Consider the following 24,352-nt stretch of genomic DNA (forward strand, 5'->3'; position numbering starts at 1 on the left):
AGCTTTCCCTACTCGGCAGGATGGGTTTCAAGAGCCGGCTCTCGGACAGCCGGCTTTTCAATGTGACGATCGACTATCCAGTCGGTCACGCCGGCCGACAGCCACATGGCGAACAGGGCCACCCAGGCCGTCATGGCGAATACGGATGCACCGGTGACGCCCGCGCCGACCGCACAGCCGCCCGCCAGCATGCCGCCGAATCCCATCATCGCAGCACCGAGGAGATAGCGCCGCATCGACTGGCCGTCATGGAAGCCCTGCAACTGCAACTGACCGGTGAGCCAGGCGGCGAGAAAGGCGCCGATAAACACGCCGGGTACGAGACCGACGTTGAAATCGAGCATCGAGCCGGGCGGGGTGAGGAACAGCATTAGCGTGTCGGCCGAGGGACCGGTGAAGGTCAGCGAATTCATCTGGACCGGCTCGAATGCGACACCGCCCATGAGATGGGTGAACAGCCAGGCGGCGGGCACCATCATGCCGACCATGAAAGCGGCAGCGGCACGCCAGGGATTCACATGTTGCCTGGTGGCGACGATGACCGACAATACGAGCGCGATGCCGGCCGCCGTCACGGCCTGGATCGTATCGAGATGCGTCATGGCGAGAAGATCGTTGCCGCCGATCACGATCGTTGTCAGTGGTCGGGCAAGCGCTTCGCGCAGCGGCGACAGGAAGCCGTGCAGGCTCGCCTGGGCGACGACGGCGAAGACCAGACCCGACAGAAGTGCGCGCAGATTGCCAGTGGCGGACAGGACGAGCAGCCGGCTGGCGCAGCCACGCGCCAGGATCATGCCGCTGCCGAACAGCAACCCGCCGATCGCCGCGCCGGACAGGCTCTGTGGCGAGGCGATTTGGCGCGCCTCGCTCGTGTTCAGCATGCCGGCGACTGACAGGGCCTGCGTGCCGAAAACCGCGGCGGTGAAGACGACAAGCCATACAGTCGTTTTCTCGCCGATGCGACCGCGCGAGAACTCGACGGTGGCGGCGCGAAGACAGAACCGGCTCTGCTGCGCGAACGCGCCAAACAAAGCACCGACGATCGCGCCCCCCAGAACAAGCGTCCAGTCCTCGCCGATCCGGTCGACAACAGCAATCAGAACCGATGCCAACATGTCCATGGGCAAACCCTCTTGGAAAACTGATGAACCAGGAGCCAGGCCTTGACGTTGACCTTGATCAAGTTGATACGCATATATTCAAATGTAGCTATGTTTTGAATGCGGGAGGAACGCAATGAGCTTGAAAAAAATGACGCGGCGCGAGGCACTGGCAGTGCTCGGCGTCGCCTCGGCCCTGCCTTTCGTGCCCGGCATGAGCGGGCGGGCGGTTGCCGACATCGCGCTCGGTTCGAAGACGGTCACGACGGTCAGCGATGGCAACCTCGTCCTGCCGCTCGATTTCGCGTTTCCCGACGTGCCGCGCGAGGACCTCATCGCGCTGCTCGAGGCGGCCGGGCTGGGCACCGACGCGGTCGAGCCTCCGTGCAATGTGACCGTGCTGAAGGACGGCGACCGGGTTGTCCTGTTCGATGTCGGTTCGGGCCCGAATTTCATGCCGAGCGCCGGCAAGATCCTCGACAATATCGATGCCGCCGGGATCGCTCCCGAAGATGTCACCGATGTCGTGTTCACGCATGCCCATCCGGATCATATCTGGGGGCTGCTCGACGATTTCGACGAGTTCATTTTCCCGGAGGCGAACTATTTCATCAACCAGGTGGAATGGGACTACTGGCGCGCGGATGACACGCTGGCAAAGATGCCCGAGGCGCGGAAGACCTTCGTCGTCGGGGCGCAGAACCGGCTTGCCGCGCTGGAGGACGTGATCAGCTTCTTCAATTACGGTGACGAGGTGCTGCCGGGTATCGAGGCTATCGACACGGCCGGCCATACGCCGGGGCATACATCATTCGCGATCCATGACGGCAGCGACAGCGTGACAGTGATCGGCGATGCCGCGACCAGCGCGGTGATTTCTTTCGCGCATCCCGAATGGCCGTCGGGCTCGGATCAGGATACGGAGATGGGAATCGCGACGCGCACCAAGCTGCTCGACCGGCTGGCACAGGAACAGACGCGTTTTATCGGTTTCCACCTGCCGGAAGGCGGCATCGGACGGGTCGAGAAGGACGGTACGGCCTACCGGTTCGTGGCGGCTTAGGCCGTCACTCCGCCGGCATGTTGCCGTGACCCTGCCGGCGCATGAAGCCGAAGGCCGATCCCTCGACCAGATAGCCGAGGCCGAGGCGTGCGCCGAAGGCGATGCTTATCATTGCGATCGGCGCCGACAGCGCCATCACGGATACGGCGCTGACTCCCTGACCGATGGTGCAGCCAAGCGCGAACACGCCGCCGGTTCCCATCAGGAACGCACCGAGCAGATGCCGGCTCAGTTCGCGGGCATCGTCGCAGGCTTCCCAGCGCATGTCGTTCGACCGCCATGCGCTCAGCGTCGCGCCGAGCAGCACGCCGCCGACGAGGCCGACACCGTAGTCCGGCAGTACTCCGGTGACGGTGATGATCTGCAGCATTGCGTCGCCGAGCGGCATGACGAAAGACCCGGCTTCAAGCTGTACGGGTTCGAAAAGGTGCTGTGACAATTGCGACGTGACGAACCAGCCGGCGGCGATGCCCGCGCCGATAATGGCGCCCGAGATCATCCGTTCGCGGTTGCGCCGGAAGGCGGCATCGCGAAACACCCAGAAAAACAGGCCGGTGGCAGTGACGATGGCGAGCGGGAAGGAGAGATCGAAACTGGTGAGACTGGAGAGGATCGCGCCGGCCGACTGGCCGCCAAGTCCGCCGAAATCGATGGACAGCGGGTCGATCAGTGCCAGGCGCGCATGGCCGGTCAGGCCGCGCTGGGCCGCGAGCGCTGCAAGCGCGATGCCCGTCAACACGACGAGCGCGCGCATGTTGCCGCCGCCGAGCCGGATGATGGCGCCGAAACCGCATGTGCCGACCAGCGCCATGCCGATGCCGAACATGACGCCGCCGAGGATCGTGCCGGCGACGGGCAGCGGTTCGGTCAGATAGAAGCTCGAGGATACGTCGATCCATCCGAGCGCGATCATCGACTGGGTCAGCGCAAGGGCGACCGCGGCGGCAAGCACCCAGGCGCGCACGCCGGAACTGTCGCCGGCATACCAATGGCGCTCGAGCGCCGACATGGTGCAGAAATGATATCGCCGCGCCGCAAATCCGATGATCGAGCCGATAACGAGGCCGGCCACTGGCAGCGACCAGGCGCTTTCCAGTAAAAGCATCCTGATTCCTCCCGCGCTTCTGACGGCGCATTTTTTTTTCGAAATTGCCCGTTTTCCCGGGGATTGGCAAGGCGGCCGTGGAGGACGGGCCTTGCTGGCTTTCGCTACACCTTGCGCACCGGGCGGCAGAACAGCTCGTAGAGTGTCTCGACGACGGAGGCGACTTCCTTGCCCGCGACGCTATAATAGATCATCCGGCCTTCGCGCCGCGTGTGCACCAGACGGTCGAATCTGAGCCGCGCCAGCTGCTGCGAAACCGCGGCCTGCGGCATCGACAGGATCTCTTCCAGTTCCGAGACCGATTTCTCTCCTTCGGACAAAATGCACAGGATCAGGAGACGCGTCTCGTGGGAGAGCGCTTTCAGGAGGTCGCTTGCCACGCGCGCCTGTTCGATCAACGCATTGGCGTCGGCGGCATCCATGTCCGGGATGAATTTTGGCAGAGGCATGAATCTGTTCCGATTTTCAACTTGCTGGCATGAATATAGCTACTCGTTTGCGGTTTTTACAGTCCGCGTCAACCGGCCTTCGGCGTATTGAGCTTTTCCAGCATCTCTCCGAGCAGAAACCAGAAAAACTGATCACCGGTATATCCGCGCATCCGTCCGATTTCCTTGCCGTTGTCTACCAGCACGAATGTCGGCGTGAAGCGTTCGACACGGATGCCCGCAAGGTCGGCGGGCAGGGGGTCGTGGATATCGACGCGGCGCAGCGGCGCGATCTTTGCTTCCGGCGTGTTGGGATAAGCCGGGCCGATCTCCTTGTTCCAGCGCAGGCACCAAGCGCAGCCGGCCTGTTCGAACATCACCAGTTCGGCGGCCATGGCAGACTGTGGCGCCACGGCGGCGGCGACCGCGACAAACAGGAATGTTTTCAAAAAACGGCGCATCCGGCTGTTCCGCGTTTCACAGGACTTGATTTCCATTTACATATCGCATTGTGTGCATATTTAACAGCCCGATCTTACAGGAACGGGCGAGACTTGGGGAGGTCACACGTGTTCGATATCGGCTTTGGCGCCGCATTTCTTGCGGGCTTGCTATCATTCGTTTCGCCCTGTGTGCTGCCAATCGTCCCGCCATATCTGGCCTATCTCGCCGGCGTATCCTTTTCCGACCTGCAGAGCGCGGAAATGGAACGTGAGCGGGCGCGCCGCATCATCATCTCTGCCGTTGCCTTCGTTCTCGGCTTTTCCACGGTCTTTGTCGCGCTTGGCGCGACGGCAAGTTTCGTTGGCCAGGCAATCGCGCAGTATTTCGACATGCTGTCGATCATCGCCGGCATCATCATCGTCATCATGGGCCTGCATTTCCTCGGCGTTTTCCGCATCGCGCTGCTTTACCGCGAGGCGCGGGTGGATGTGCGCAAGAAGCCGGCGGGGGTCGTCGGCGCCTATGTGATGGGGCTGGCCTTCGCTTTCGGCTGGACGCCGTGCGTCGGCCCGGTCCTCGCGGCGATTCTCTTCATTGCCGGTTCCGAGGACACGGCGCTGCGCGGCGCCGGGCTTCTCGCCGTCTATTCGCTCGGGATCGGCCTGCCATTCCTGCTTGCCGCAGTCTTTGCGAGCCGCTTCATCGGCTGGGCCAACCGCTTCAAGCGGTACATGGGAACCGTAGAAAAAGCCATGGGCGCGTTGCTCGTGCTGACCGGCATTCTTTTCATCACGGGGCAGATGTCGCGAATCGCGCAATGGTTACTCGACACATTTCCCGGATTTGCTACCGTTGGATAGGAGGAGCTGAGATGAGACGATTGATTGCCCTGGCAAGCCTTGCATTCATGGCGTTCGCCGTTCCCGCCGCGGCCGTTGAAATCGGTGACGACGGTCTCCACAAGGAAGACTGGTTCTCGCTCACCTTCAAGGATATCGCCGAGGATATCGCGACCGCGAAGGAAAACGGCAAGCGTCTCGCGCTGATCGTCGAGCAGCGCGGATGCATTTATTGCAAGGAAGTGCATGAAGTCCTCCTGCAGGACCCGGAGGTGCGCGACTACATCAAGGAGCACTTCATGGTGGTGCAGTACAACCTGCACGGCTCCGAGGAAGTCACGGATACCGACGGGGAAGTCCTGACCGAAAAGGCGGCCGCGCGGAAATGGCGCCTGCTTTTTACCCCGACGGTCATGTTCATGCCGGAAGATCCGCCGGAAGGTATCGATGCCGCGCAGGCAGCAGTGGCGATGATGCCCGGCGCGTTCAAGAAGGGCACCTTCCTGGAGATGTTTATCTGGGTGAACGATAAGGGCTACGAAGGCGACGAGGGGTTCCAGACGTACTACAATCGCCGGTATCGGGAGCGCCATGGTGGCGCGGAGCCGGTGGAGAACTGATGCTGGTCACAATCGGGATCATGACGCGGAAAACCCCGGAAATGCCCGCAGAAAAAATATTCAAAAAATCATATTTATGCATTGAATGATGTCAGCGTTTTGGATAGTTTCGCCCGACAGGGTGGCTTTCCAGCAGGGAGTGCCCGCGATACGGGTGCTTTCGGAGGAGTGTCCGGCAAGGAGGAGGAACGATTGCCCATGGTTATCAAAGCAAGGACATGGCTTGTTGCAGCGGCGGCCGTAATGGCGTCGACAGCAGTTGCGTACAGCAGTGAAATGGCGCCGCAGGACGTCAAAATCGAAGACAACATGGTTTCGGCTTCGCTGACTGGCGGGGCGGGCGATGCTGCCGAAGGCCGCAAGATCTTCGCAAACCGCAAACTCGGGAACTGCCTTGCCTGCCATGCGGTCAGTGACCAGAGCGAGCAGCTTTTCCACGGTGATGTCGGTCCGTCGCTCGATGGCGTCGCCGACCGCTGGTCGCCGGAGGAACTGCGCGCGATCGTCGTCAATTCGAAGGCTGTCTTCACCAAAGACACCATCATGCCCGGCTTCTACTCGCTGGATGTCGGCGTGCATGTCCGCAAGGACCTGGTGGGCAAGACGATTTTGACGGCGCAGCAGGTTGAGGATGTCGTCGCATATCTCGCGACGCTGAAAGAATGATCTTCCAAGGAAGGAGACACATAATGACACTCACACGGCGTTCGATGCTCACCTTGTCGGTGGGCGCAGCCATCGGGGTCGCCGCCGGCATGCGGACGGGTCCTGCCGCTGCGTCGGCCGAAGACGCAATGGCGAAAGTCAAGGAATTCGCAGGTGGCGCAGAGCCCGCAACGGGCACGATCACGCTGGATGCGCCCGAGATCGCGGAAAACGGCAACACCGTTCCGATTTCGGTATCCGTGGACAGCCCGATGACCGATGACGACTACGTGACGTCGGTCGCGATTTACGCCGACGGCAATCCGTCGCCGGAAGTCATCACCTTCAACTTCACGCCGCTGAGTGGCGAGGCTTCGGCCACGACGCGCATGCGGCTCGCCAAGACCCAGAATGTCATCGCTGTCGCGAAGACGAGCAAGGGCGGTGTGTTCATGGACAAAAAAGAAGTCAAGGTGACCATCGGCGGCTGCGGCGGCTGATCGAAATCGGAGGTTAGAAAAGAAATGGCAACGGTTAAACCACGCGTCAAAGTGCCGAAGTCCGCGTCCGCGGGCGAGGTTATCACCATCAAGACATTGATCAGCCATCCGATGGAATCGGGGCAGCGCAAGGACAAGGAAGGCAATCCTATCCCGCGCAAGATCATCAACAAGTTCACCTGCGAGTTCAACGGGCAGACGGTGTTCTCGTGCGATCTCGATCCGGCCGTGTCCGCAAACCCCTATCTGGAGTTTACGGCCAAGGTCAACGAGGCGGGGACGTTCAAGTTCGCATGGGTGGATGACGACGGATCCGTCTACACGCATGAACAGGAAATCGCGCTCAAGTAAAGCGCATGGTCTGCGCTGGGAGGGCAGGCCGTCACCTTTGCCGGGAGGAAACGCATTGAAAAAGCAATATCTCGTAAGTGTAGCTGCAATCGCGATGGCTGGGGCGCTCAGCACTGCAGCCGTCGCCGGCGGTCCTGTCGATGAAAAGCTGGTCATCGACGGGGAAATCGAAATGACGACGCGGACTGCCCCGCCCGAGGGGCACCCACTCGATGAACTGATTTCGGGCTGGCACTACCGCACGGTCGAAACCCGTGCTCTGGAAACCGACTCCTTCGAGAATCCGGGCATGCTCGGTGTCGAGGATGGCGAGCAGATCTGGAACACGGTCGAGGGCACCGAAGGCAAGTCGTGCGCGAGCTGCCATGGTGATGCGGCAGAATCGATGAAGGATGTCGGCGCGCATTTCCCCAAATGGGATGCCGAATCCGGCCGTCCGATCAACATCGAGCTGCAGATCAACAAGTGTCGTACCGAACGTATGGGCGCGGAAGCCTACAAGTTCGACAAGGGTGGCCAGAAGCCGCTGACCGCTTATATCAAGCGGCAGTCGCTCGGCACGCCGGTCTCCATCGACCTTTCCCAGGGCGACATGCAGTCGTGGTGGGAAAAGGGCAAGGAGATGTACTACACGCGAACGGGCCAGTTGAACCTGTCGTGTGCGACCTGCCACGAGGACCACAATGGCCAGTTCATTCGTGCCGACCACCTCAGCCAGGGGCAGATCAACGGCTTTCCGACCTACCGTCTGAAGCAGGGTGCGCTGGTTTCCGTGCACAACCGCTTCCGCGGCTGCATCCGCGATACGCGTGCCGAAATGCCGGCCGCCTTCTCGGACGAGTTGATGGCGCTTGAGGTCTATGTGACTTGGCGCGGTACCGGCCTTTCGGTCGAAACGCCTGCCGTCCGGCAGTAATCCGGGGCAGCGATAACCGGCCGGGGCGGTTTGCCCCGGTCATACACATTGATCCTGAAAGTTCCTCTGGCTGGCGGCCGGACGGGCTTTTATTGTCCGGAGTTGGACTGACATGTTCTCACGTCGCGAATTCCTCATGGCATCCGTTGCCGCAGCCGCCGTTGCTGGCCCTGGAATGGTTGGTCAATGGTCTCGCGCCATGGCGCAGCAGGCGCTGACCGAAGACGAACTTCTTTCGTTCGACGCGACGGGCAATGTCACCCTCATCCACATCACCGACATTCACGCACAGATAAAGCCGCTCTATTTCCGCGAGCCTTCGATCAATCTGGGCGTCGGGGAGGCGACCGGGCTTCCGCCGCATGTCACCGGCATGGACTTTCTGAAGCTCTACAATATCGAGCCGGGCACGCCGCACGCCTATGCGCTGACCTCGGAGGACTTCGTGTCGCTCGCCAAGGCCTATGGCAAGATGGGCGGGCTGGACCGTGTCGCGACGGTCATCAAGCGTATCCGTGGCGAACGTGGCGACGACAACGTGCTGCTGCTCGACGGTGGCGACACCTGGCAGGGTTCCTACACGTCGCTGCAGACGCAGGGCTCCGACATGGTCGAGCTGATGAATACGCTGATGCCCGACGCGATGACCGGGCACTGGGAATTCACCTATGGCGCGGACCGGGTGACCGAACTGGTCGAAAGCCTGCCGTTCTCGTTCCTCGGCGGCAACATCTATGACGCCGAGTGGAACGAACCGGCCTTCGAAGCCTACAAGATTTTCGACAAGGGCGGCGTGCGTGTCGCCGTCATCGGCCAGGCCTTCCCCTATACCCCGATCGCCAATCCGCGCTGGATGTTCCCGAACTGGTCGTTCGGCATCCGAGAGGAAGACGTCATTGCCAATGTCGAGGCAGCGCGCGAGGAGGGGGCGGATGTCGTCGTGCTCCTGTCGCATAACGGTTTCGATGTCGATCGCAAGCTCGCCTCGCGGGTCGACGGCATCGATGTCATCCTGACCGGCCACACGCATGACGCACTGCCCGAACCGGTAATCGTCAACGACACGCTGGTGATCGCCTCGGGATCGAACGGCAAGTTCGTCAGCCGCGTCGATCTCGACGTGCGCGACGGCGGCGTCCAGGGCTACAAATACAAGCTGATACCGATCTTCTCCGACGTCATCACGCCGGATGCGGACATGGCGGCGCTGATCGACAAGGTGCGCGCGCCCTACGAGACGGAACTGGCGCGCGAACTCGGCAAGACGGACTCGCTGCTTTACCGCCGCGGCAACTTCAACGGCACATTCGATGACTTGATCTGCGATGCGCTGCTGTCCGAACGCGAGGCCGACATCGCGCTGTCGCCCGGTTTCCGCTGGGGCACAAGCCTGCTGCCGGGGCAGTCGATCACCGTGGAAGATCTGCATAATGCGACCTCGATGACCTATCCGGCCGCCTATCGCTCGATGATGACGGGCTCGTTGATCAAGGACATCATCGAGGACGTCGCCGACAATCTGTTCAACACCGATCCCTATTACCAGCAGGGCGGCGACATGGTGCGTATCGGCGGCATGGGCTACCGGATCAACGTCCACGAACAGATGGGTTCGCGCATTTCCGACATGACGCTTCTCAAGACAGGCGAGGCGATCGAAGCAGACAAGGAATACGCGGTCGCAGGCTGGGCCTCGGTCAACGAAGGCACCGAAGGTTCGGCGATCTGGGACGTGGTCGAAGGCTATCTGCAGAAGAACCCGGTGGTTCAGTTGCAGGAAAACACCTCGGTCATCGTCGAAGCCTGACGAAGCAAATGCGCATTCGACAAGCGTGTTTTTTCCTGATATATAGAAAAAACTGAATATGTCAGCGATCCTGGAGGGACGTGTGAGCAAGCAATCAAGGGAAAATCTGGACAAGAAGGCGGCCTCGCGACGCCGGTTCCTGCAGGCAGGAATCGCCGGTGGCGCGACGCTCGCCGCGGCCGCAACCGCGCGTGCCGCGGGCGATCCGGCGATTACCGAGGTGCAGGACTGGAACCGCTATCTCGGCGACGGCGTCGACGCTGCGCCTTACGGCCAGCCGTCGGAATTCGAGGCGCATGTGGTACGGCGCGACGTTCCATGGCTGACCGCGGACCCGGTCTCGTCGATCAACTTCACACCGCTGCATGATCTCGATGGCATCATCACGCCGAACGGGGTCTGTTTCGAGCGCCACCATGGCGGCACCGCGATCATCGATCCCGCCGAGCACCGGCTGATGATCAACGGCCTGGTCGACAAGCAGCTCGTCTTCACCATGGACGACCTGAAGCGTTTCCCGCGTGAAAACCGTGTCTACTTTCTGGAATGCGCGGCCAATTCCGGCATGGAATGGCGCGGCGCCCAGCTGAACGGCTGCCAGTTCACGCATGGCATGGTTCACTGCGTCGTCTACACCGGCGTTCCCCTGAAATACCTGCTCGAAGAAGCCGGCGTCAAAACCAACGGCAAATGGGTGCTCGCCGAGGGCGCCGATGCGGCGGCGATGACCCGCTCGATCCCGATGGAAAAGGCGCTCGAAGATTGCCTCGTCGCCTTCAAGATGAATGGCGAGGCGCTTCGGCCGGAGCAGGGCTACCCAATCCGACTGTGCGTGCCGGGCTGGGAAGGCAATATGTGGGTCAAGTGGCTGCGCCGCATCGAAGTCGGCGACGAGCCTTGGGCGCAGCGCGAGGAGACCTCGAAATACACCGATCTGTTGCCGGACGGCACAGCGCGCCGCCACACTTGGGTGATGGACGTCAAGTCGGTGATCACCAGCCCGAGCCCGCAGGCGCCGATCACGCATGGCCGCGGCCGCACCGTGATCAGCGGTCTTGCATGGTCGGGCAACGGCAAGGTCACGCGCGTCGACGTTTCGCTCGACGGCGGGCGCAACTGGCAGACGGCGCGCCTTGACGGGCCGAGCCTGTCCAAGGCGCTGCACCGTTTCTACTTCGATTTCGACTGGGATGGTTCGCCGCTGCTGATCCAGTCCCGCGCGATGGACGAAGCCGGTTTCATCCAGCCGACCAAGAACGAGTTGCGTGCCGTGCGCGGGACCAATTCGATCTATCACAACAACGGCATACAGACCTGGCATGTCAAAGGCGACGGAGTGGTTGAGAATGTTGAAGTATCTTAAGGCGGCGCTTCTGACCGCGACCATCGCCGCCGTCGCGGCTCCGGCATTCGCCGGCGATCCCGAGGAAGGCGCAAAGGTGTTCCGCAAATGCGCGGCCTGTCACTCGATCGGCGAAGGCGCAAAAAGCCGGGTCGGCCCGGAGCTCAACGAGTTGCTCGGGCGCACGGCCGGCACTGTTGACGGCTTCAAATATTCCGCCGCCATGGTCGCTGCGGGCGAGGGCGGAATGGTCTGGGACGAGCAGACGCTGACGCATTTCCTCGTCAAGCCGAAGGATCTCGTCAAGGGCACCAAGATGGCATTCGCCGGTCTGCGCAAATCGACCGACGTCGCCAATGTCATCGCCTACTTGAAAACCTTCTCCGAAGGCGCCGCGGAGGCGCCGGCCGAGGGCGAAGCCGCTGCATCGGGCGGTACCGAAGTGGCGATGGCGGAAAAGCCGGCTGCCGCCGCCGACGCTCCGCTGCCCGATCATGAAGGCGTATTCGGACTTGGCCGCCTTGCGACCGATGACGAGGTCGCGGCCTGGGACATGGATGTGCGGCCTGACGGGCTCGGCCTTCCGGTCGGCAAGGGCACGGTCGCCGATGGCGAAGTGCTGTTCACCGAGAATTGCGCGGTCTGCCATGGCGACTTCGGCGAGGGCGTTGGACGCTGGCCGGTGCTTGCCGGCGGTCAGGACACGCTGACCGATGACCGTCCGGTGAAGACGATCGGTTCGTACTGGCCGTATCTGTCGACCGTCTACGACTATGTGCGCCGGGCGATGCCTTTCGGCAATGCGCGTTCGCTGTCGGATGACGACGTTTATGCTATCACGGCCTATCTGCTCTATCTCAACGACATCGTCACGGACGAGGATTTCGAGCTCTCCAACGAGAACTTCACCGATATCCATCTTCCGAACGAGGCGAATTTCAAAGAGGATGACCGCGCTCAGGAGCCGCAATACGCGGAGAAGAAAGAGCCATGCATGAAGGACTGCAAGCCGGGTCCGGTCGAGATCACCATGACAGCCCGCGTGCTGGACGTGACGCCCGACAGTGACGAAGAAAACACCGGCGGCGGTATCGACTAGGGAGGCAGAGCGTCCTCCGGCACGGGGCCATGCCGGCCCGGGAGAGGAGGCCGATGCGCATAGGGCTTCGAAATATCCCGTTCGTCCGATCCGTGACGAAGATTTCGCTCGGCCTCTGTCTCGCTCTGCTTCCGACTGTTTCCTCCCAGGCGCTTGCCAGCGATCTTACGGATCCTGCTGGCGAGCGTCTTTTTTTCCTGTGCACGAAATGTCACGAGGTGGGCGAGGGTGCCCGCCACAAGGTCGGCCCGCATCTCGACGGGATCATCGGCCGCATCGCCGGCTCGATCGACGGCTTCAACTATTCCATGGCAATGCGCGCGGCCGGCGAGAGCGGTCTCAAATGGACGCGTGAAACGCTCGATTCCTATCTCGCAAAACCGAGCGATTTCGTTCCGGGTAACCGCATGTCATTTCGCGGCATGAGCGATGCGAAAAACCGCTCCACCTTGATCGAATGGCTCGCGGCTGTTTCGGCAAGCGCGCCCGGCAAGCCCGGTTCGGAACCGGCAGCCGCCAGTGGCGCACCGCCCGCAAGCTTTGCCGATATCGTGCTCGCGATGGAGGGCGACCCGGATTATGGCGAATATCTTGCCGGCGAATGTGTGACATGCCACCAGGCATCGGGCCATGCCGACGGCATTCCGTCGATTGTCGGCCTGCCGCGCGCCTACTTCGTGCGAGCACTTTTCGAGTACAAGACCAATGTGCGCAGCAACGAAGTGATGAAACTGCGCGTTTCCAACCTCGCCAATGAGGAGATCGCGGCGCTCGCGGCCTATTTTTCCGGGCTCGAACCGCAATAATGTGCTGGTGTCCGGCGCAACCACAGGGAGGATTTCAATGACCACGATCACCAGACGCCGTTTCGGCCTGCTGGCGGGCGCCGGGACCGCAACGCTCGCGCTGCCTCGCTACCTGCGGGCGCAGGAGAAGCCGAAAGTGGTGGTCGTCGGCGGCGGCCCGGGCGGCGCGACGGCGGCGCGCTATATCGCCAAGGATTCAGAAGGGGCGATCGACGTCACGCTGATCGACCCTGCGGAGCAATACACGACCTGCTTCTTCTCGAACCTCTTTCTCGGCGGATACCGGAGTTTCGACTCGATTACCCATTCTTATGACAAGCTGGAATCGGATTACGGGATCACCAAGGTCACGGGGATGGCCGTGGCGGTCGACCGGGATGCGCGGACCGTGCGCATGGCTGACGGTTCGACGATCCCGTATGACCGCCTCGTCATCTCGCCGGGGATCGATCTGATCTACGATTCCGTCGAAGGCTATTCCGAGGAAGCGGCGGAGATCGCGCCGCATGCGTACAAGGCCGGGCCGCAGACGCTGCTGCTGAAGGCCGAACTCGACGCTATCGAGAACGGCCAGCAGATCGTGATCGTCCCGCCGCCGAACCCCTATCGCTGTCCACCCGCGCCGTATGAACGCGCCTCGATGATGGCGCATCTTTTGAAATCGAATGGCGTCGACGCGAAAATCATCATCCTTGATCCGAAGGAAAAGTTTTCGAAACAGGGTCTCTTCCAGGAAGGCTGGGAGAAATATTATCCCGGCATGATCGAGTGGTACGGCCCGACGGTGCATGGCGGTATCGGCGCGGTCGACGTGGTGGCCGGAACCGTCGAGACGGATCTCGACACGTTCAGGGGCGATCTTCTCAACATCATCCCGGCGCAAAAGGCCGGCGCCATCGCCTCCCAGGCAGGGCTGACGGACGAGAGCGGGTTCTGCCCGATCGACGGGGAAACAATGCGCTCGACGGAGGATGAGAATATCTACGTCCTCGGCGACGCCTCGATTGCCGGCGCGATGCCGAAATCGGCATTCGGGGCAAACAGCCAGGCGAAGGTTGCGGCGATGACCATTCGCGGCGAACTGACAGGCTCAAAGGTGTTCCCGGCGCGGTATTCGAACACCTGCTGGAGCCTGATCGAAACCGATGATGCGGTGAAAGTGGGTGCGCAATACGTGCCGCAGGATGGCAGGATCGTCTCGACGCATTCGTTCATCAGCCAGACCGACGAGGATCCCGCCACGCGCAAGGCGAACTATGAGGAATCGGTCGGCTGGTACAAGGGGATCACGACCGATATCTTCGGCTGACGGGACTCGCCGACGGCCCGCTCTATTCCGCGGCGGCAGCCTCTGTCTCGGCAACTAGAGTATGCACGGCCTGGTGTTGGCTGAGGAAGACCTTGCCGTTCAGGTGGCTGAAGAAGTCGCAGCGCCTGAGCCGGTCCATGACCGGGCCCTTGACCTCGCTGAGGTGAAACTGGACGCCGAGTTCCTTCAGCCGCTCGTTGATGGCTTCCAGCGATTCAAGCGCGCTCATGTCAATCTCGTTGACGGCCGGGCACATCAGGATCACGTGTTTGAGCTTCGGGCGCGCGGCGACCATGTCGTAGATGCGGTCCTCGAGATAGCGGGCATTGGCGAAATAAAGGCTCTCGTCGACGCGCAGTGTCAGGATCCTGTCGTCTGTGATGACATCGTGGCGCAGCACGTTGCGGTAATGCTCGGTGCCCGGCACCTGGCCGACGACGGCCATATGCGGGCGCGACGAGCGGTAGAGATGGATCAGGACCGACAGCGCGACGCCCATGGTGACGCCGATCTCGACGCCGAGCCCCAGGGTGGCGAGGATGGTCACAGAGACTGCGGCGAAGTCGGCGCGCGAATAGGCCCAGGTTTTCTTCAGGATCGAGAAATCCACCAGCGACAGGACGGCGACGATGATGGTCGCGGCCAGCGTCGCCTGCGGCAAATGGTAGAGCAACGGCGTCAGGAACAGCGAGGCCATCAGCAGGCCCATCGCGGTGAAGGCGCCGGCGGCCGGCGTTTCCGCCCCGGCGTCGAAGTTCACGACCGAGCGGGAAAAACCGCCAGTGACCGGGTAACCGCCGGTCAGCGCGCCACCCATGTTCGCCATGCCGAGGCCAATCAATTCCTGGTCGGGATCGATGCGCTGGCGTTTCTTGGCGGCAAGCGTCTGGGCGACGGAAACCGATTCCACGAAGCCGATGATCGAGATCAGCACCGCCGAGCCGACGAGGCTTGCCCAAAGATCGGGCGAAAAGGACGGGGCGGTGAGCGGCGGAAGTCCTTGGGGAATCGTGCCGACCGTTCGTACGCCGTGCTCGGCAAGCGAGAACGCCCAAGCGATGAATGTCGTGATGGCGACGACGGCGACCGGGCCGGATTTCGCCGCGATGTCGGCCATGCGCGGCTTGACCCCCCTGGCGGTCAGCAGCGGTTTCAGCCCCTTGCGCACCCAGAACAGGGTCGCGGTAGCTGCGGCGCCAATGACGAAAGTGGTCCAGTTGATTGCGCCGATCTGGCCAAACAGCGAGACCAGGAGTTCGAGCAGGTTGTGACCCGACGCCTTGACGCCGAGGATATGCTTGAGCTGGCTGGTCGCGATAATGATGCCCGACGCGGTGATGAAGCCGGCAATGACGGGATGGGACAGGAAATTGGCGAGGAAGCCGAGCCGGAACAGACCGAGCCCGAGCAGGAAGACGCCGGACAGGAAGGCAAGCGTAATCGCCGCCGTCACATATTCGGGTGTGCCCTGCTGGGCGACGTTGCCGACGGCCGCCGCCGTCATCAGCGACACCACCGCGACCGGGCCGACGGCCAGTGCCCGGCTGGTGCCGAAGATCGCGTAGAGGACGATCGGCAGGATGGAGGCATAGATGCCCATCTGCGCGGGCAGGCCTGCCAGAAGCGCGTAGGCGAGTGATTGCGGGATCAGCATGATCGTGACGATCACCGCCGCCAGCATGTCGTTGGCGAAAACGCCGCGGTCGTAGTCACGCCCCCAGTCGAGGATCGGCAGATAACGCTTGAATGCCGACAGCCCGTTGCCCCTCATGTCACGGCCCCTTGTTGTCCCGGGCCGGCGGCCAGCCGCCGCCCGGTTTGCCGGTGTGTCCTCAGAGTCCGTTGACCGGAACCTTCAGCATCGGACGACCGTCCTTGTCGGTCGGTACCTCTCCGGCGCGCATGTTGACCTGCAGCGACGGGATGATGAGCTTCGGCATGTCGAGCGTCGCGTCGCGCTCGGTACGCATTCGGACGAATTCTTCCTTCGTCTTGCCGCCGCCGACATGAATGTTGTGCGCCTTCTCGTCGCCGACCGTCGTCTCCCACTGGATGTCACGGCCGTTGGGGCCGTAGTCGTGACACATGAACAGGCGCATGTCGTCGGGAAGGGCGAGAACCTTCTGGATGGAGTCGTAGAGGGTGCCGGCGTCGCCGCCCGGGAAATCGGCACGTGCGGAGCCGCCGTCGGGCATGAACAGCGTGTCGCCGACAAAGGCGGCATTGCCGATCACATGCGTCATGCAGGCCGGCGTATGGCCGGGCGTGTACATGGCGAATGCCTGCATGGAACCGATCTGGTAGGTGTCGCCGTCCTTGAACAGGGCATCGAACTGAGATCCGTCGCGCTGGAACTCGGTGCCTTCGTTGAAGATCTTACCGAAGGTGTCCTGGACGACCATGATCTTGTCGCCGATGCCGATCTTGCCGCCGAGCTTCTGCTGAATGTAGGGTGCGGCAGAGAGGTGATCGGCGTGAACGTGGGTCTCGATGATCCATTCCAGCTTCAGGCCGTTCGTCCTGACATGGTCGATCAGCGCGTCGGCGTGGGCATAGGTGATCCGGCCTGCCGCGTAGTCGATATCCATGACGGAATCGATAATGGCGCAGGCGTCGCTATCCGGATCCTTGACGCAGTAGCTGATCGTGTTGGTCGCCGGGTCGAAGAAAGCCTTGATCTCGGGTTCGACATCCATGTTCACGGGATAGTTCGACATCTGCGTCTCCTTTTTCCTCGAAATATGAGCCGGTTTCACAGTGCTGCGGTTTCCGGGTTCAGCCCAGCCTGCACGTGCTGGCACCGAACAGGCGATAGATCGGGCAACACCGCAGGAACGCTGTCAGCACCAGGACCGTTCCCACGATCGGGATGCCCCAGCGTGCGACTGGACTCTCCCAGAGAGCCGCATCGGAAAATAGGTAGGGCGTCGCGATCAAAAACACACCGATTGCGAAGCGGATCAACCGGTCGATTCTGCCCAGATTCGGATTGATGAACATTCGGTGCCTCTGGCTTGCTAAGTGACGCAACCTCACATATATTTGCGATTATGAATATGCAAGAGCGCGAATATAAAATGATGGACATGAAGGCCTTCGAGGAAAAGATACTCGATGCCTCCAAGCTGCTGGAAATGATGGCGCACCATCAGCGTCTGAGGATTCTTTGCCTCCTGATGGAAGGCGAACGCAGTGTCTTGAGCCTTGCGGACGAAACCGGCCTGACACAGCCGGCGATATCGCATCACCTCAAGAAACTGCGTGACTCCAACCTCGTGAAGACGCGGCGTGACGCGCAGACGATCTTCTACTCCCTGCAGGGCGACGAGGTTGAATCGGTTCTGAAGACGCTGAACGGCATCTACTGCAGCTAAGGCAAACGAACGGTCTGTTCAACTGACCGTGAGCCGGCGCACGATGTCGGCGAAAATCTCGGCGCCGGGCGGCAATTCCTGCTCGGCGCGCATGTTCAGTCCGACCGACCCCATAGTCTGTTCCGTATCGACCGGCAGAACCGCGAATTCTCCGTTTTCGATTTCCGATGCGACGACGCCGCGCGAGATGATCCAGATCGCCTTGTGCCGGCGCACGAAGGCGCGGCCGAAGGAATCGGACACCGTCTCGATTGCCTTGCGTGGCCAGGGAAAGCCCTGCTCGATGAAAACCCTGTCGACATAAGGCCGGATAATGGAGCCGACCTGCGGCACCAGGACCGGAAAATCCTGCATCTCACCGGCCGCGATCCGCCGTCTGCCGGCAAGCGGATGGTCGCCATGAATGACGAAGACGACCTTGTCGCGATAGAGCGGTTCGAAAACGAGCCCCTGCATGTTTTCGGGCGCCGGCAGGCGGCCGATCACGAGATCGAGTTCGCCGGTGCGCAACTGGTCCAGCAGGACACGGTTCTCGCCGGTGACGATCCCCAGGCGGTTGCGGGTTCCCGTCGCCAGGAATTCGGCGACCGCTTCCGGCATGACGGTCGCCGAAACTGTCGGCAGCGCGCCGATGCGGATCGGTGTAGCCTCGGTCAGATCGAGCTGGTCGAGCGCCTCGATACCGCTGCGCGCGGCGGACAGGCTGCGGCCGGCGTGGCGCAGGAACACTTCGCCATATGGCGTAACGCGGATGCCGCGACCGTCGCGTGCGACGAGGGGCTTGCCGCAGATCGCCTCCAGCTCCCGGATCGTCCGCGTTACCGCGGGCTGAGTCAGGGCAAGGCTCTCGGCAGCGCGGCTGACGCTTGCGTGGCGTGCCACCTCCATGAATGTCTCAAGATGGCGTAACTTGATGCGGGAAAGCTTATCCATTGCGATTCCGATATGGATTAGTTCATTATTCGTATTATTAATTTCGATATGGATATGCAATATCGCGAAACGGAGGGCTCCACATGCAGTTCGCGTTGCTCAACGGCGTAACGATCCACTACCAGACCATCGGCGCTCCCGCCGGCAAACCGGTGCTCGTGTTCGCGAATTCGCTCGGTTGCGATTTCCGCATCTGGCGGGATGTCATCGTGCGGCTGGCCGGCGACTATGCCATCGTTACCTATGACAAGCGCGGCCACGGCCTGTCGGATATCGGCGAGACGCCGTATTCCATGGACGACCACGTTTCCGACCTGGAAGCATTGCTCGACCATCTTCAGGTGAAGCAGGCGATCATCTGCGGCCTGTCCGTTGGCGGCATGATCGCGCAGGGGCTCTATGCACGGCGCAAGGACCTCGTGCGGGCGCTGATCCTGTGCGATACGGCGCCGAAGATCGGCGATGCGACATCCTGGAACGCGCGCATCGAGACGGTGGAACAGGACGGTATCGCCGCGCTTGCCGACGGCATCCTGGAACGCTGGTTCACGCCTGATTTCCGGCGCGACGACAATCCGGAATTTGCCGGCTACCGTAACATGCTGACGCGCTCGCCCGTCGCCGGCTATGCAGGCACCTGCGCCGCGCTGCGTGATTGCGACTACACGAACGAGGCGAAACAGATCGGCGTGCCGACGTTGTGCGTCGTCGGCGATCGGGACGGCTCAACGCCACCGGAACTCGTTCTCGCCATGGCGAAGCTGATACCCGCCGCCCGCTACGAGGTTATCGGAGGAGCAGGGCACCTGCCGTGCATTGAGCAGCCGGAGACGCTGGTCGCGATGATCCGCGCGTTCATCTCCGGTCTTTCCGATTGAGGCGATCGCGACATGTTGGAAATGGTCGACTTTTTCGCCAGCTTCGGCCATGCAGACGGCGGCGATCACCGCCAGCGGCTGGACGATGAAATTCGCCACTAAATTCGACGAGACGCCTGCGCCGACGGCGCAGGAACTCAAAACCCTGCGGGACCTCAAGGCGCGCATAAAAGCCACTCACGAAGGCAAAAAGAAAGAGGCAGCATAAACATGTCCGAAGCCTATATCTGCGATTACATCCGTACACCGATCGGCCGCTTTGGCGGTTCGCTCTCACCGGTTCGTGCCGACGATCTCGGCGCGACGCCGCTGAAGGCACTGATGGAGCGTCATTCCGGCCTCGACTGGGAGGCGGTGGACGAGGTCTATTACGGCTGCGCCAACCAGGCCGGCGAGGACAATCGCAACGTGGCGCGGATGAGCCTGTTGCTGGCCGGGCTTCCGCACACGGTTCCCGGCACGACGATCAACCGGCTCTGCGGGTCGGGCATGGACGCGGTCATCATGGCGGCACGCTCCATCAAGGCGGGCGAGATCGAAATGGCGATTGCCGGCGGCGTGGAATCGATGTCGCGCGCGCCTTTCGTCATGCCGAAGGCGGATAGCGCCTTTTCACGCCATGCCGAGATCCACGACACGACGATCGGCTGGCGTTTCGTCAATCCGGTGATGAAGAAGCAATACGGCATCGACTCTATGCCGGAGACCGGCGAGAACGTCGCCGAGGACTTCAACGTATCGCGCGAGGACCAGGACGCTTTCGCGCTACGCTCGCAGGCCAAGGCCTTCGCCGCACAGGCAAACGGCCGTCTTGCCAAGGAAATCGTCCCGGTGACGATCCCGCAACGCAGGGGCGACCCGGTGGTCGTCGACAAGGACGAACATCCGCGCGAGACCTCGATGGAGGCGTTGGCCAAGCTGCGCACGCCGTTCCGCGAAGGCGGAAGCGTCACGGCGGGCAACGCATCGGGCGTCAATGACGGCGCGGCCGCGCTGATCGTCGCCTCCGAAGCCGCCGTCAAGAAATTCGGCCTGACGCCGATCGCCCGCGTCCTCGGCGGGGCGACGGCCGGTGTGCCGCCGCGCATCATGGGCATCGGCCCGGCACCGGCGACGAAGAAACTGTGCGCGCGCCTCGGGCTGACGCCGCAGGATTTCGACGTCATCGAACTGAACGAGGCTTTCGCCAGCCAGGGCATCGCCGTGCTGCGCGAACTCGGCATTGCCGAGGATGCCGAGCATGTCAATCCGAACGGCGGCGCGATCGCGCTTGGCCATCCTCTCGGCATGTCGGGCGCCAGGATCACCGGCACCGCGGCGTTCGAAATGCGCGAACGCGGCGTCAAGCGGGCACTTGCGACCATGTGCATCGGCGTCGGGCAGGGCATCGCGATTGCACTGGAAGCCGTCTAGAACGGGATCGCCTCCCGAATTTCGAACAACGCGCCGCGTTTTGCCGGGAACGCGGCGCGCGTCGTTTCGCATTCCGCTCCGGCTTGCCGCAGAAAGGGTTTGTTTACCCTTCCTCTACGTAAGTGGGCGTAATCCCGAAGCGTCAACCAATTCCATTGCACGTGCGCGGTAAGCTGCCGTCATGAAATTGAGACGCGAGATCGCAATGGCTGAAGTGGGTTTTCCCGGGAGGTTCGGATGAAAAACCCATTTTCCTCGACGGGGCGCGGCGTCGTTTACGGCACGACGATCATCGGGACCATCATATGCATCGCAATCGTATTTTTCGTCGATTATCCGAATTTCGCGAATTTTTCTGAACCGCTCTTGCGCAGTGAGATACTGCTTGATTTTCTGCTTCCGACTGGGCTTGCGGGGCCTCTGCTCTTCCTGTTTTCGTCAAAGATACGCCAGTTGAATATCGCGCGCAGGGAACTGGAGCTGATCGCTTCGACCGACAGCCTGACCCGCATTCTTAACCGGGGCGCATTCACGATGCTGGTCGATGCCTATCTGGAAACGGTGAGCAAGAAGGATCCGGTACCGTCCGGTGCCTTTCTCGTGATCGATGCCGACCATTTCAAGCTGGTCAACGACCGGCTTGGACATGCAAACGGAGATACTGCCCTGATATCGATCGCGAACACGCTTCAGGCCAATCTTCGCGAGAGAGACCTCGTCGGACGGATCGGCGGCGAGGAATTCGGCGTGTTTCTGCCCAATTCCGAGCCGCAGGAGGCCGAGACCGTCGCCGAGCGGATAAGGTTGGGTGTCAGGGAAATCGACTTCCGGCCGAGCGGCGACCGGTACGATCTTTCCGTGAGCATCGGAGGGATCATTTATGATCGCGGCACTTCGTATGACGAATTGTTCCAGGCCGCCGATCAGCGGCTGTATCTGGCCAAGAAGAATGGCCGAGATCAGGTGAGGCTGGGGCTCCTGGCGTCCTTCCTCGAACAGAAGAACGATATGGCGGTGGTGGCCGCGGCATTGGGCGCATCCTGATCCAAACCTGTGGCCGGAACGAAAAACGCGCCGACTGCTGTCCAGCCGGCGCGTTCGATGTTTGATGCGGGGAAATGTCAGGCGGCGACGCCGCCCCAGATCGTTTCCGCGGTCTTGACGACGAGCTCCAGCTTGCGGCGCTGGTCGTCATAGGTGATCGCGTTGCCTTCCTCGGTAGAGGCGAAACCGCATTGCGGCGCGATGCCGAGCTGGTCGATGTCGGCATATTTCGAGGCTTCCTCGAATTTCTGCTTCAGCCAGTCTAGGCTTTCAAGTTCCGCGGTCTTGGTGGTGATGAAGCCCGGCAGCACGCGCTGCTTGCCCTTCGGCAGCAGCCTCAACGGTTCCAGTCCGCCGGCGCGGTCGGTATCGTATTCCATGAAGAAGATGTCGACACCGGTCGAGAAGATCGCCTCGGCAGCAAGGTCATAGGCGCCTTCGGCGGCGTGGGTCGAGCGGAAGTTGCCGCGGCACATATGCATGCCGATCACCATGTCTTCGGGCCGATCCTTGATCGCCTCACGCAGCATCCACGCATAGCGCTCGATCAGCCAGTCGGGGTCCTGACCGGCCTCGGCCTTGGTGGCGCGGTGCTTTGGATCGCAGAGATAGGCGAAGAAGATGTCGTCCATTTGCAGGTAGCGGCAGCCGGCGTCATAGAAACTGTGAACGGCCTTCTTGTAGGTCGCGGCGAGATCGTCGAACAGGACCTGCGGATCCTTGTATTCGGCCGGGCGGATGTCCTCGACCGCCGTACGGAAATGGCAGCAGGACGGGCCCGGGATCGAAATCTTCGGCACGACCTTGGTGTTCTCGGCGACGAACTTGAAATGCTCGATCATCGGGTGATCGCCGGGAAAGTCGAGCTTGCCGGTGATGGTCGGGAAGATCGGCCGCAGCTTGACGCCGGCAAACTGCACGCCTTCGTCGCGTTCCTCGAGGTCGAGACCGGTGAGGGCGCCCATGAAATCATAGTGCCAGAACGAACGGCGCAGTTCGCCGTCGGTCACGGCAAGAAGGCCAACCTCTTCCTGCATCTTGATCACATCGCGCACGGATGCGTCCTCGACCGCCTTCAGTTCGTCGGCGGAAATGGATTTTTCTTCGTAGAACTTCTTGCGGGCTTCCTTGACCGGTTCGGGCCGAAGCAGGCTGCCGACGTGGTCGGCGCGGAAGGGCGGTTTTGCAACGCTCATCAAAATCTCCACATATGAGATACGGTTATGGATGCGCGCTTGTTACCACGATGGACGGCGAGCGCAACTGCCACGCCTCACGTCATGGCCAGTCTGCGAAATTCGGGGGCGAAAACTCGCCGGATTCCGGATTGGCGGTTGCCATCATGCGCCGGAACCGGCCTGGCGTTATCCCGGTCATGCGGCGGAAGAAATTGGAAAAATGCGCCGGATCGCGGAAGCCGAGCGAGTAGCTCAACTGCTTGATCGAAAGAGTCGAGCGTTCGAGGCCCAGCGCGGCCTCACGCGCGAGGCGCTCGGCAATCAGGGATTTCGGCGTCTTGTCGAGTTCGCGCGTGCAGATCGCGTGCAACCGGTCATGGGTGATGCCGAGTTCCTGGGCATAGTGGCCGACGGGATGGTGGGCGCGGAAGCCCGCTTCCAGCAATTGCCGGAAGCGCTGCAGGTAGTGGGCGCTGTTGCCATGGGTGATGCCGGCGACCTCGTCAATGCCGGAGGCCCGCAGGATCGTTACAAGGATGATCCGAAGATGGGCGACGATCATCATGCCGGTGGCGGCCTGCGGCGCCAGAAACTCGTCGAGAGTGGCGTCGAGATGCTGCTGGATCGAGTGATGCGCAATCGCGTCGTCGGCAAAGGAGCGTGTCCAGTCCGTATCGAACATTGTGTGAAGGGCCGCCGATTCGAAGAAGTCGCCGACCGCGCGGGCCAGCGTCTCCTCGGCGATTTCCGCCACATATCCGGACGAGCCGGCCTCCATGATCAGCCGGAAATCGCCGGCCGTCTGCCGCCAGGCGACCGACGGTCCCGAAAGCTGGATTTCGCCGCCGCCGCCCTCGATACGGGCATCGCCGTCGGCCAGGAGAAACAGGATGCGCGCATTGGCTCCGAGACCGCGCTTCAGGGTTTCGATGCGCCGCTGCAAGCCGCCTTCGAGGCGACTGAGATACATCGGCAGTTTTGTGAATTGGGGAAGGTCGGATGCCATTAACCGCTTTTCCGAATACCGGTCTCAATTTGTTTCATACGCCAAAAAAGCGCAATAATCGACCAATAAATCGCATTCCCTTTCGGTGTGGGCGCGTTATCCTCCTATCAAAGCCCGGGAAGGCATGCCGGGAGGCAAGCCGGACACATTCG

Annotated in this window: 27 protein-coding genes; 17 read left to right on the plus strand and 10 right to left on the minus strand. The window is 61.7% G+C overall.

What is annotated here, in order from left to right; all coding sequences use genetic code 11:
• Positions 1–8: 8 nt before the first annotated feature.
• Complete coding sequence (locus tag IG169_RS16645; protein WP_343225668.1) at positions 9–1,121, minus strand: YeeE/YedE family protein; 1,113 nt, start codon at positions 1,119–1,121, stop codon at positions 9–11.
• A 115-nt stretch (positions 1,122–1,236) separates the two neighbouring features.
• Here IG169_RS16645 and IG169_RS16650 point away from each other — a divergent pair, with 115 nt between their 5' ends.
• Positions 1,237–2,163: an MBL fold metallo-hydrolase gene (locus tag IG169_RS16650; RefSeq protein ID WP_193177367.1), complete on the plus strand. Its 927-nt coding sequence runs from the start codon at positions 1,237–1,239 to the stop codon at positions 2,161–2,163.
• Positions 2,164–2,167: 4 nt separating this feature from the next.
• On the opposite strand, the gene IG169_RS16655 is transcribed toward IG169_RS16650, so the two are convergent.
• The 3 genes from IG169_RS16655 to IG169_RS16665 form a co-directional block, all read right to left on the minus strand.
• Positions 2,168–3,268 carry a YeeE/YedE family protein gene (locus IG169_RS16655; protein WP_193177368.1) on the minus strand — a complete coding sequence of 367 codons (1,101 nt, stop codon included), beginning with the start codon at positions 3,266–3,268 and terminating at the stop codon, positions 2,168–2,170.
• Between the two features lie 104 nt (positions 3,269–3,372).
• Entirely contained in the window at positions 3,373–3,717 is a 345-nt protein-coding gene (locus IG169_RS16660) for an ArsR/SmtB family transcription factor (protein ID WP_193177369.1), read from the minus strand.
• 68 nt (positions 3,718–3,785) lie between these two features.
• Positions 3,786–4,157, minus strand: coding sequence for a thioredoxin domain-containing protein (locus IG169_RS16665; RefSeq protein ID WP_193177370.1), 372 nt, complete (start codon positions 4,155–4,157; stop codon positions 3,786–3,788).
• Between the two features lie 108 nt (positions 4,158–4,265).
• On the opposite strand from IG169_RS16665, the gene IG169_RS16670 reads away from it, so the two are divergent.
• The 11 genes from IG169_RS16670 (at position 4,266) to IG169_RS16720 (ending at position 14,374) form a co-directional block, all read left to right on the plus strand.
• Positions 4,266–5,000: a cytochrome c biogenesis protein CcdA gene (locus tag IG169_RS16670; protein ID WP_193177371.1), complete on the plus strand. Its 735-nt coding sequence runs from the start codon at positions 4,266–4,268 to the stop codon at positions 4,998–5,000.
• Between the two features lie 11 nt (positions 5,001–5,011).
• Positions 5,012–5,599 carry a thioredoxin family protein gene (locus IG169_RS16675; protein WP_193177372.1) on the plus strand — a complete coding sequence of 196 codons (588 nt, stop codon included), beginning with the start codon at positions 5,012–5,014 and terminating at the stop codon, positions 5,597–5,599.
• 198 nt (positions 5,600–5,797) lie between these two features.
• The gene (gene soxX / locus IG169_RS16680) at positions 5,798–6,265 is read left to right on the plus strand and encodes a sulfur oxidation c-type cytochrome SoxX (protein WP_193177508.1); all 468 of its coding nucleotides are present in this window, start codon (positions 5,798–5,800) and stop codon (positions 6,263–6,265) included.
• 23 nt (positions 6,266–6,288) lie between these two features.
• On the plus strand, positions 6,289–6,744 hold the full coding sequence (gene soxY, locus IG169_RS16685) for a thiosulfate oxidation carrier protein SoxY (RefSeq protein ID WP_193177373.1): 456 nt from the start codon (positions 6,289–6,291) through the stop codon (positions 6,742–6,744).
• Positions 6,745–6,768: 24 nt separating this feature from the next.
• On the plus strand, positions 6,769–7,095 hold the full coding sequence (gene soxZ, locus IG169_RS16690; RefSeq protein ID WP_193177374.1) for a thiosulfate oxidation carrier complex protein SoxZ: 327 nt from the start codon (positions 6,769–6,771) through the stop codon (positions 7,093–7,095).
• Between the two features lie 94 nt (positions 7,096–7,189).
• A complete protein-coding gene (gene soxA / locus IG169_RS16695) occupies positions 7,190–8,011 on the plus strand; it encodes a sulfur oxidation c-type cytochrome SoxA (RefSeq protein WP_193177509.1) in 822 nt (273 codons plus the stop codon).
• Between the two features lie 112 nt (positions 8,012–8,123).
• On the plus strand, positions 8,124–9,818 hold the full coding sequence (gene soxB, locus IG169_RS16700; protein ID WP_193177375.1) for a thiosulfohydrolase SoxB: 1,695 nt from the start codon (positions 8,124–8,126) through the stop codon (positions 9,816–9,818).
• Positions 9,819–9,969: 151 nt separating this feature from the next.
• The gene (gene soxC, locus IG169_RS16705; protein ID WP_428982260.1) at positions 9,970–11,181 is read left to right on the plus strand and encodes a sulfite dehydrogenase; all 1,212 of its coding nucleotides are present in this window, start codon (positions 9,970–9,972) and stop codon (positions 11,179–11,181) included.
• A complete protein-coding gene (locus tag IG169_RS16710) occupies positions 11,165–12,259 on the plus strand; it encodes a c-type cytochrome (protein ID WP_193177377.1) in 1,095 nt (364 codons plus the stop codon). The genes soxC and IG169_RS16710 overlap by 17 nt, the downstream gene beginning before the upstream one ends.
• 53 nt (positions 12,260–12,312) lie before the next feature.
• Positions 12,313–13,065 (plus strand): cytochrome C, encoded by a 753-nt coding sequence (locus IG169_RS16715; RefSeq protein WP_246717425.1) that lies wholly within the window; start codon positions 12,313–12,315, stop codon positions 13,063–13,065.
• A gap of 37 nt (positions 13,066–13,102) precedes the next feature.
• Complete coding sequence (locus IG169_RS16720) at positions 13,103–14,374, plus strand: NAD(P)/FAD-dependent oxidoreductase (RefSeq protein WP_193177378.1); 1,272 nt, start codon at positions 13,103–13,105, stop codon at positions 14,372–14,374.
• Between the two features lie 22 nt (positions 14,375–14,396).
• Here the strand turns inward: IG169_RS16720 and IG169_RS16725 are convergent, their stop codons facing one another.
• The 3 genes from IG169_RS16725 to IG169_RS16735 form a co-directional block, all read right to left on the minus strand.
• Positions 14,397–16,145, minus strand: a complete 1,749-nt coding sequence (locus tag IG169_RS16725; protein ID WP_193177379.1) for a SulP family inorganic anion transporter — start codon at positions 16,143–16,145, stop codon at positions 14,397–14,399.
• A 61-nt stretch (positions 16,146–16,206) separates the two neighbouring features.
• Positions 16,207–17,091 carry an MBL fold metallo-hydrolase gene (locus tag IG169_RS16730; RefSeq protein ID WP_193177380.1) on the minus strand — a complete coding sequence of 295 codons (885 nt, stop codon included), beginning with the start codon at positions 17,089–17,091 and terminating at the stop codon, positions 16,207–16,209.
• Between the two features lie 58 nt (positions 17,092–17,149).
• Positions 17,150–17,374, minus strand: coding sequence for a YgaP family membrane protein (locus IG169_RS16735; protein WP_210326074.1), 225 nt, complete (start codon positions 17,372–17,374; stop codon positions 17,150–17,152).
• A gap of 77 nt (positions 17,375–17,451) precedes the next feature.
• Here IG169_RS16735 and IG169_RS16740 point away from each other — a divergent pair, with 77 nt between their 5' ends.
• Entirely contained in the window at positions 17,452–17,748 is a 297-nt protein-coding gene (locus IG169_RS16740; protein ID WP_246717426.1) for an ArsR/SmtB family transcription factor, read from the plus strand.
• An 18-nt stretch (positions 17,749–17,766) separates the two neighbouring features.
• Here the strand turns inward: IG169_RS16740 and pcaQ are convergent, their stop codons facing one another.
• Entirely contained in the window at positions 17,767–18,681 is a 915-nt protein-coding gene (pcaQ, locus tag IG169_RS16745; RefSeq protein WP_193177381.1) for a pca operon transcription factor PcaQ, read from the minus strand.
• 83 nt (positions 18,682–18,764) lie between these two features.
• Between pcaQ and pcaD the strand changes: the two genes are divergently transcribed.
• The 4 genes from pcaD (at position 18,765) to IG169_RS16765 (ending at position 22,016) form a co-directional block, all read left to right on the plus strand.
• Positions 18,765–19,559 carry a 3-oxoadipate enol-lactonase gene (gene pcaD, locus IG169_RS16750; RefSeq protein ID WP_193177382.1) on the plus strand — a complete coding sequence of 265 codons (795 nt, stop codon included), beginning with the start codon at positions 18,765–18,767 and terminating at the stop codon, positions 19,557–19,559.
• 49 nt (positions 19,560–19,608) lie between these two features.
• A complete protein-coding gene (locus IG169_RS16755; protein ID WP_193177383.1) occupies positions 19,609–19,767 on the plus strand; it encodes a hypothetical protein in 159 nt (52 codons plus the stop codon).
• 2 nt (positions 19,768–19,769) lie between these two features.
• Positions 19,770–20,972: a 3-oxoadipyl-CoA thiolase gene (gene pcaF / locus IG169_RS16760; protein ID WP_193177384.1), complete on the plus strand. Its 1,203-nt coding sequence runs from the start codon at positions 19,770–19,772 to the stop codon at positions 20,970–20,972.
• Positions 20,973–21,209: 237 nt separating this feature from the next.
• Positions 21,210–22,016: a GGDEF domain-containing protein gene (locus IG169_RS16765; RefSeq protein ID WP_193177385.1), complete on the plus strand. Its 807-nt coding sequence runs from the start codon at positions 21,210–21,212 to the stop codon at positions 22,014–22,016.
• Between the two features lie 77 nt (positions 22,017–22,093).
• On the opposite strand, the gene IG169_RS16770 is transcribed toward IG169_RS16765, so the two are convergent.
• Both IG169_RS16770 and IG169_RS16775 read right to left on the minus strand, forming a co-directional pair.
• On the minus strand, positions 22,094–23,212 hold the full coding sequence (locus IG169_RS16770; RefSeq protein ID WP_193177386.1) for a 5-methyltetrahydropteroyltriglutamate--homocysteine S-methyltransferase: 1,119 nt from the start codon (positions 23,210–23,212) through the stop codon (positions 22,094–22,096).
• 82 nt (positions 23,213–23,294) lie between these two features.
• On the minus strand, positions 23,295–24,200 hold the full coding sequence (locus IG169_RS16775) for an AraC family transcriptional regulator (RefSeq protein ID WP_193177387.1): 906 nt from the start codon (positions 24,198–24,200) through the stop codon (positions 23,295–23,297).
• Between the last annotated feature and the right edge of the window lie 152 nt (positions 24,201–24,352).

Origin of the sequence: Oricola nitratireducens, from assembly GCF_014904745.1 — a bacterium.
Lineage (GTDB): Bacteria > Pseudomonadota > Alphaproteobacteria > Rhizobiales > Rhizobiaceae > Oricola > Oricola nitratireducens.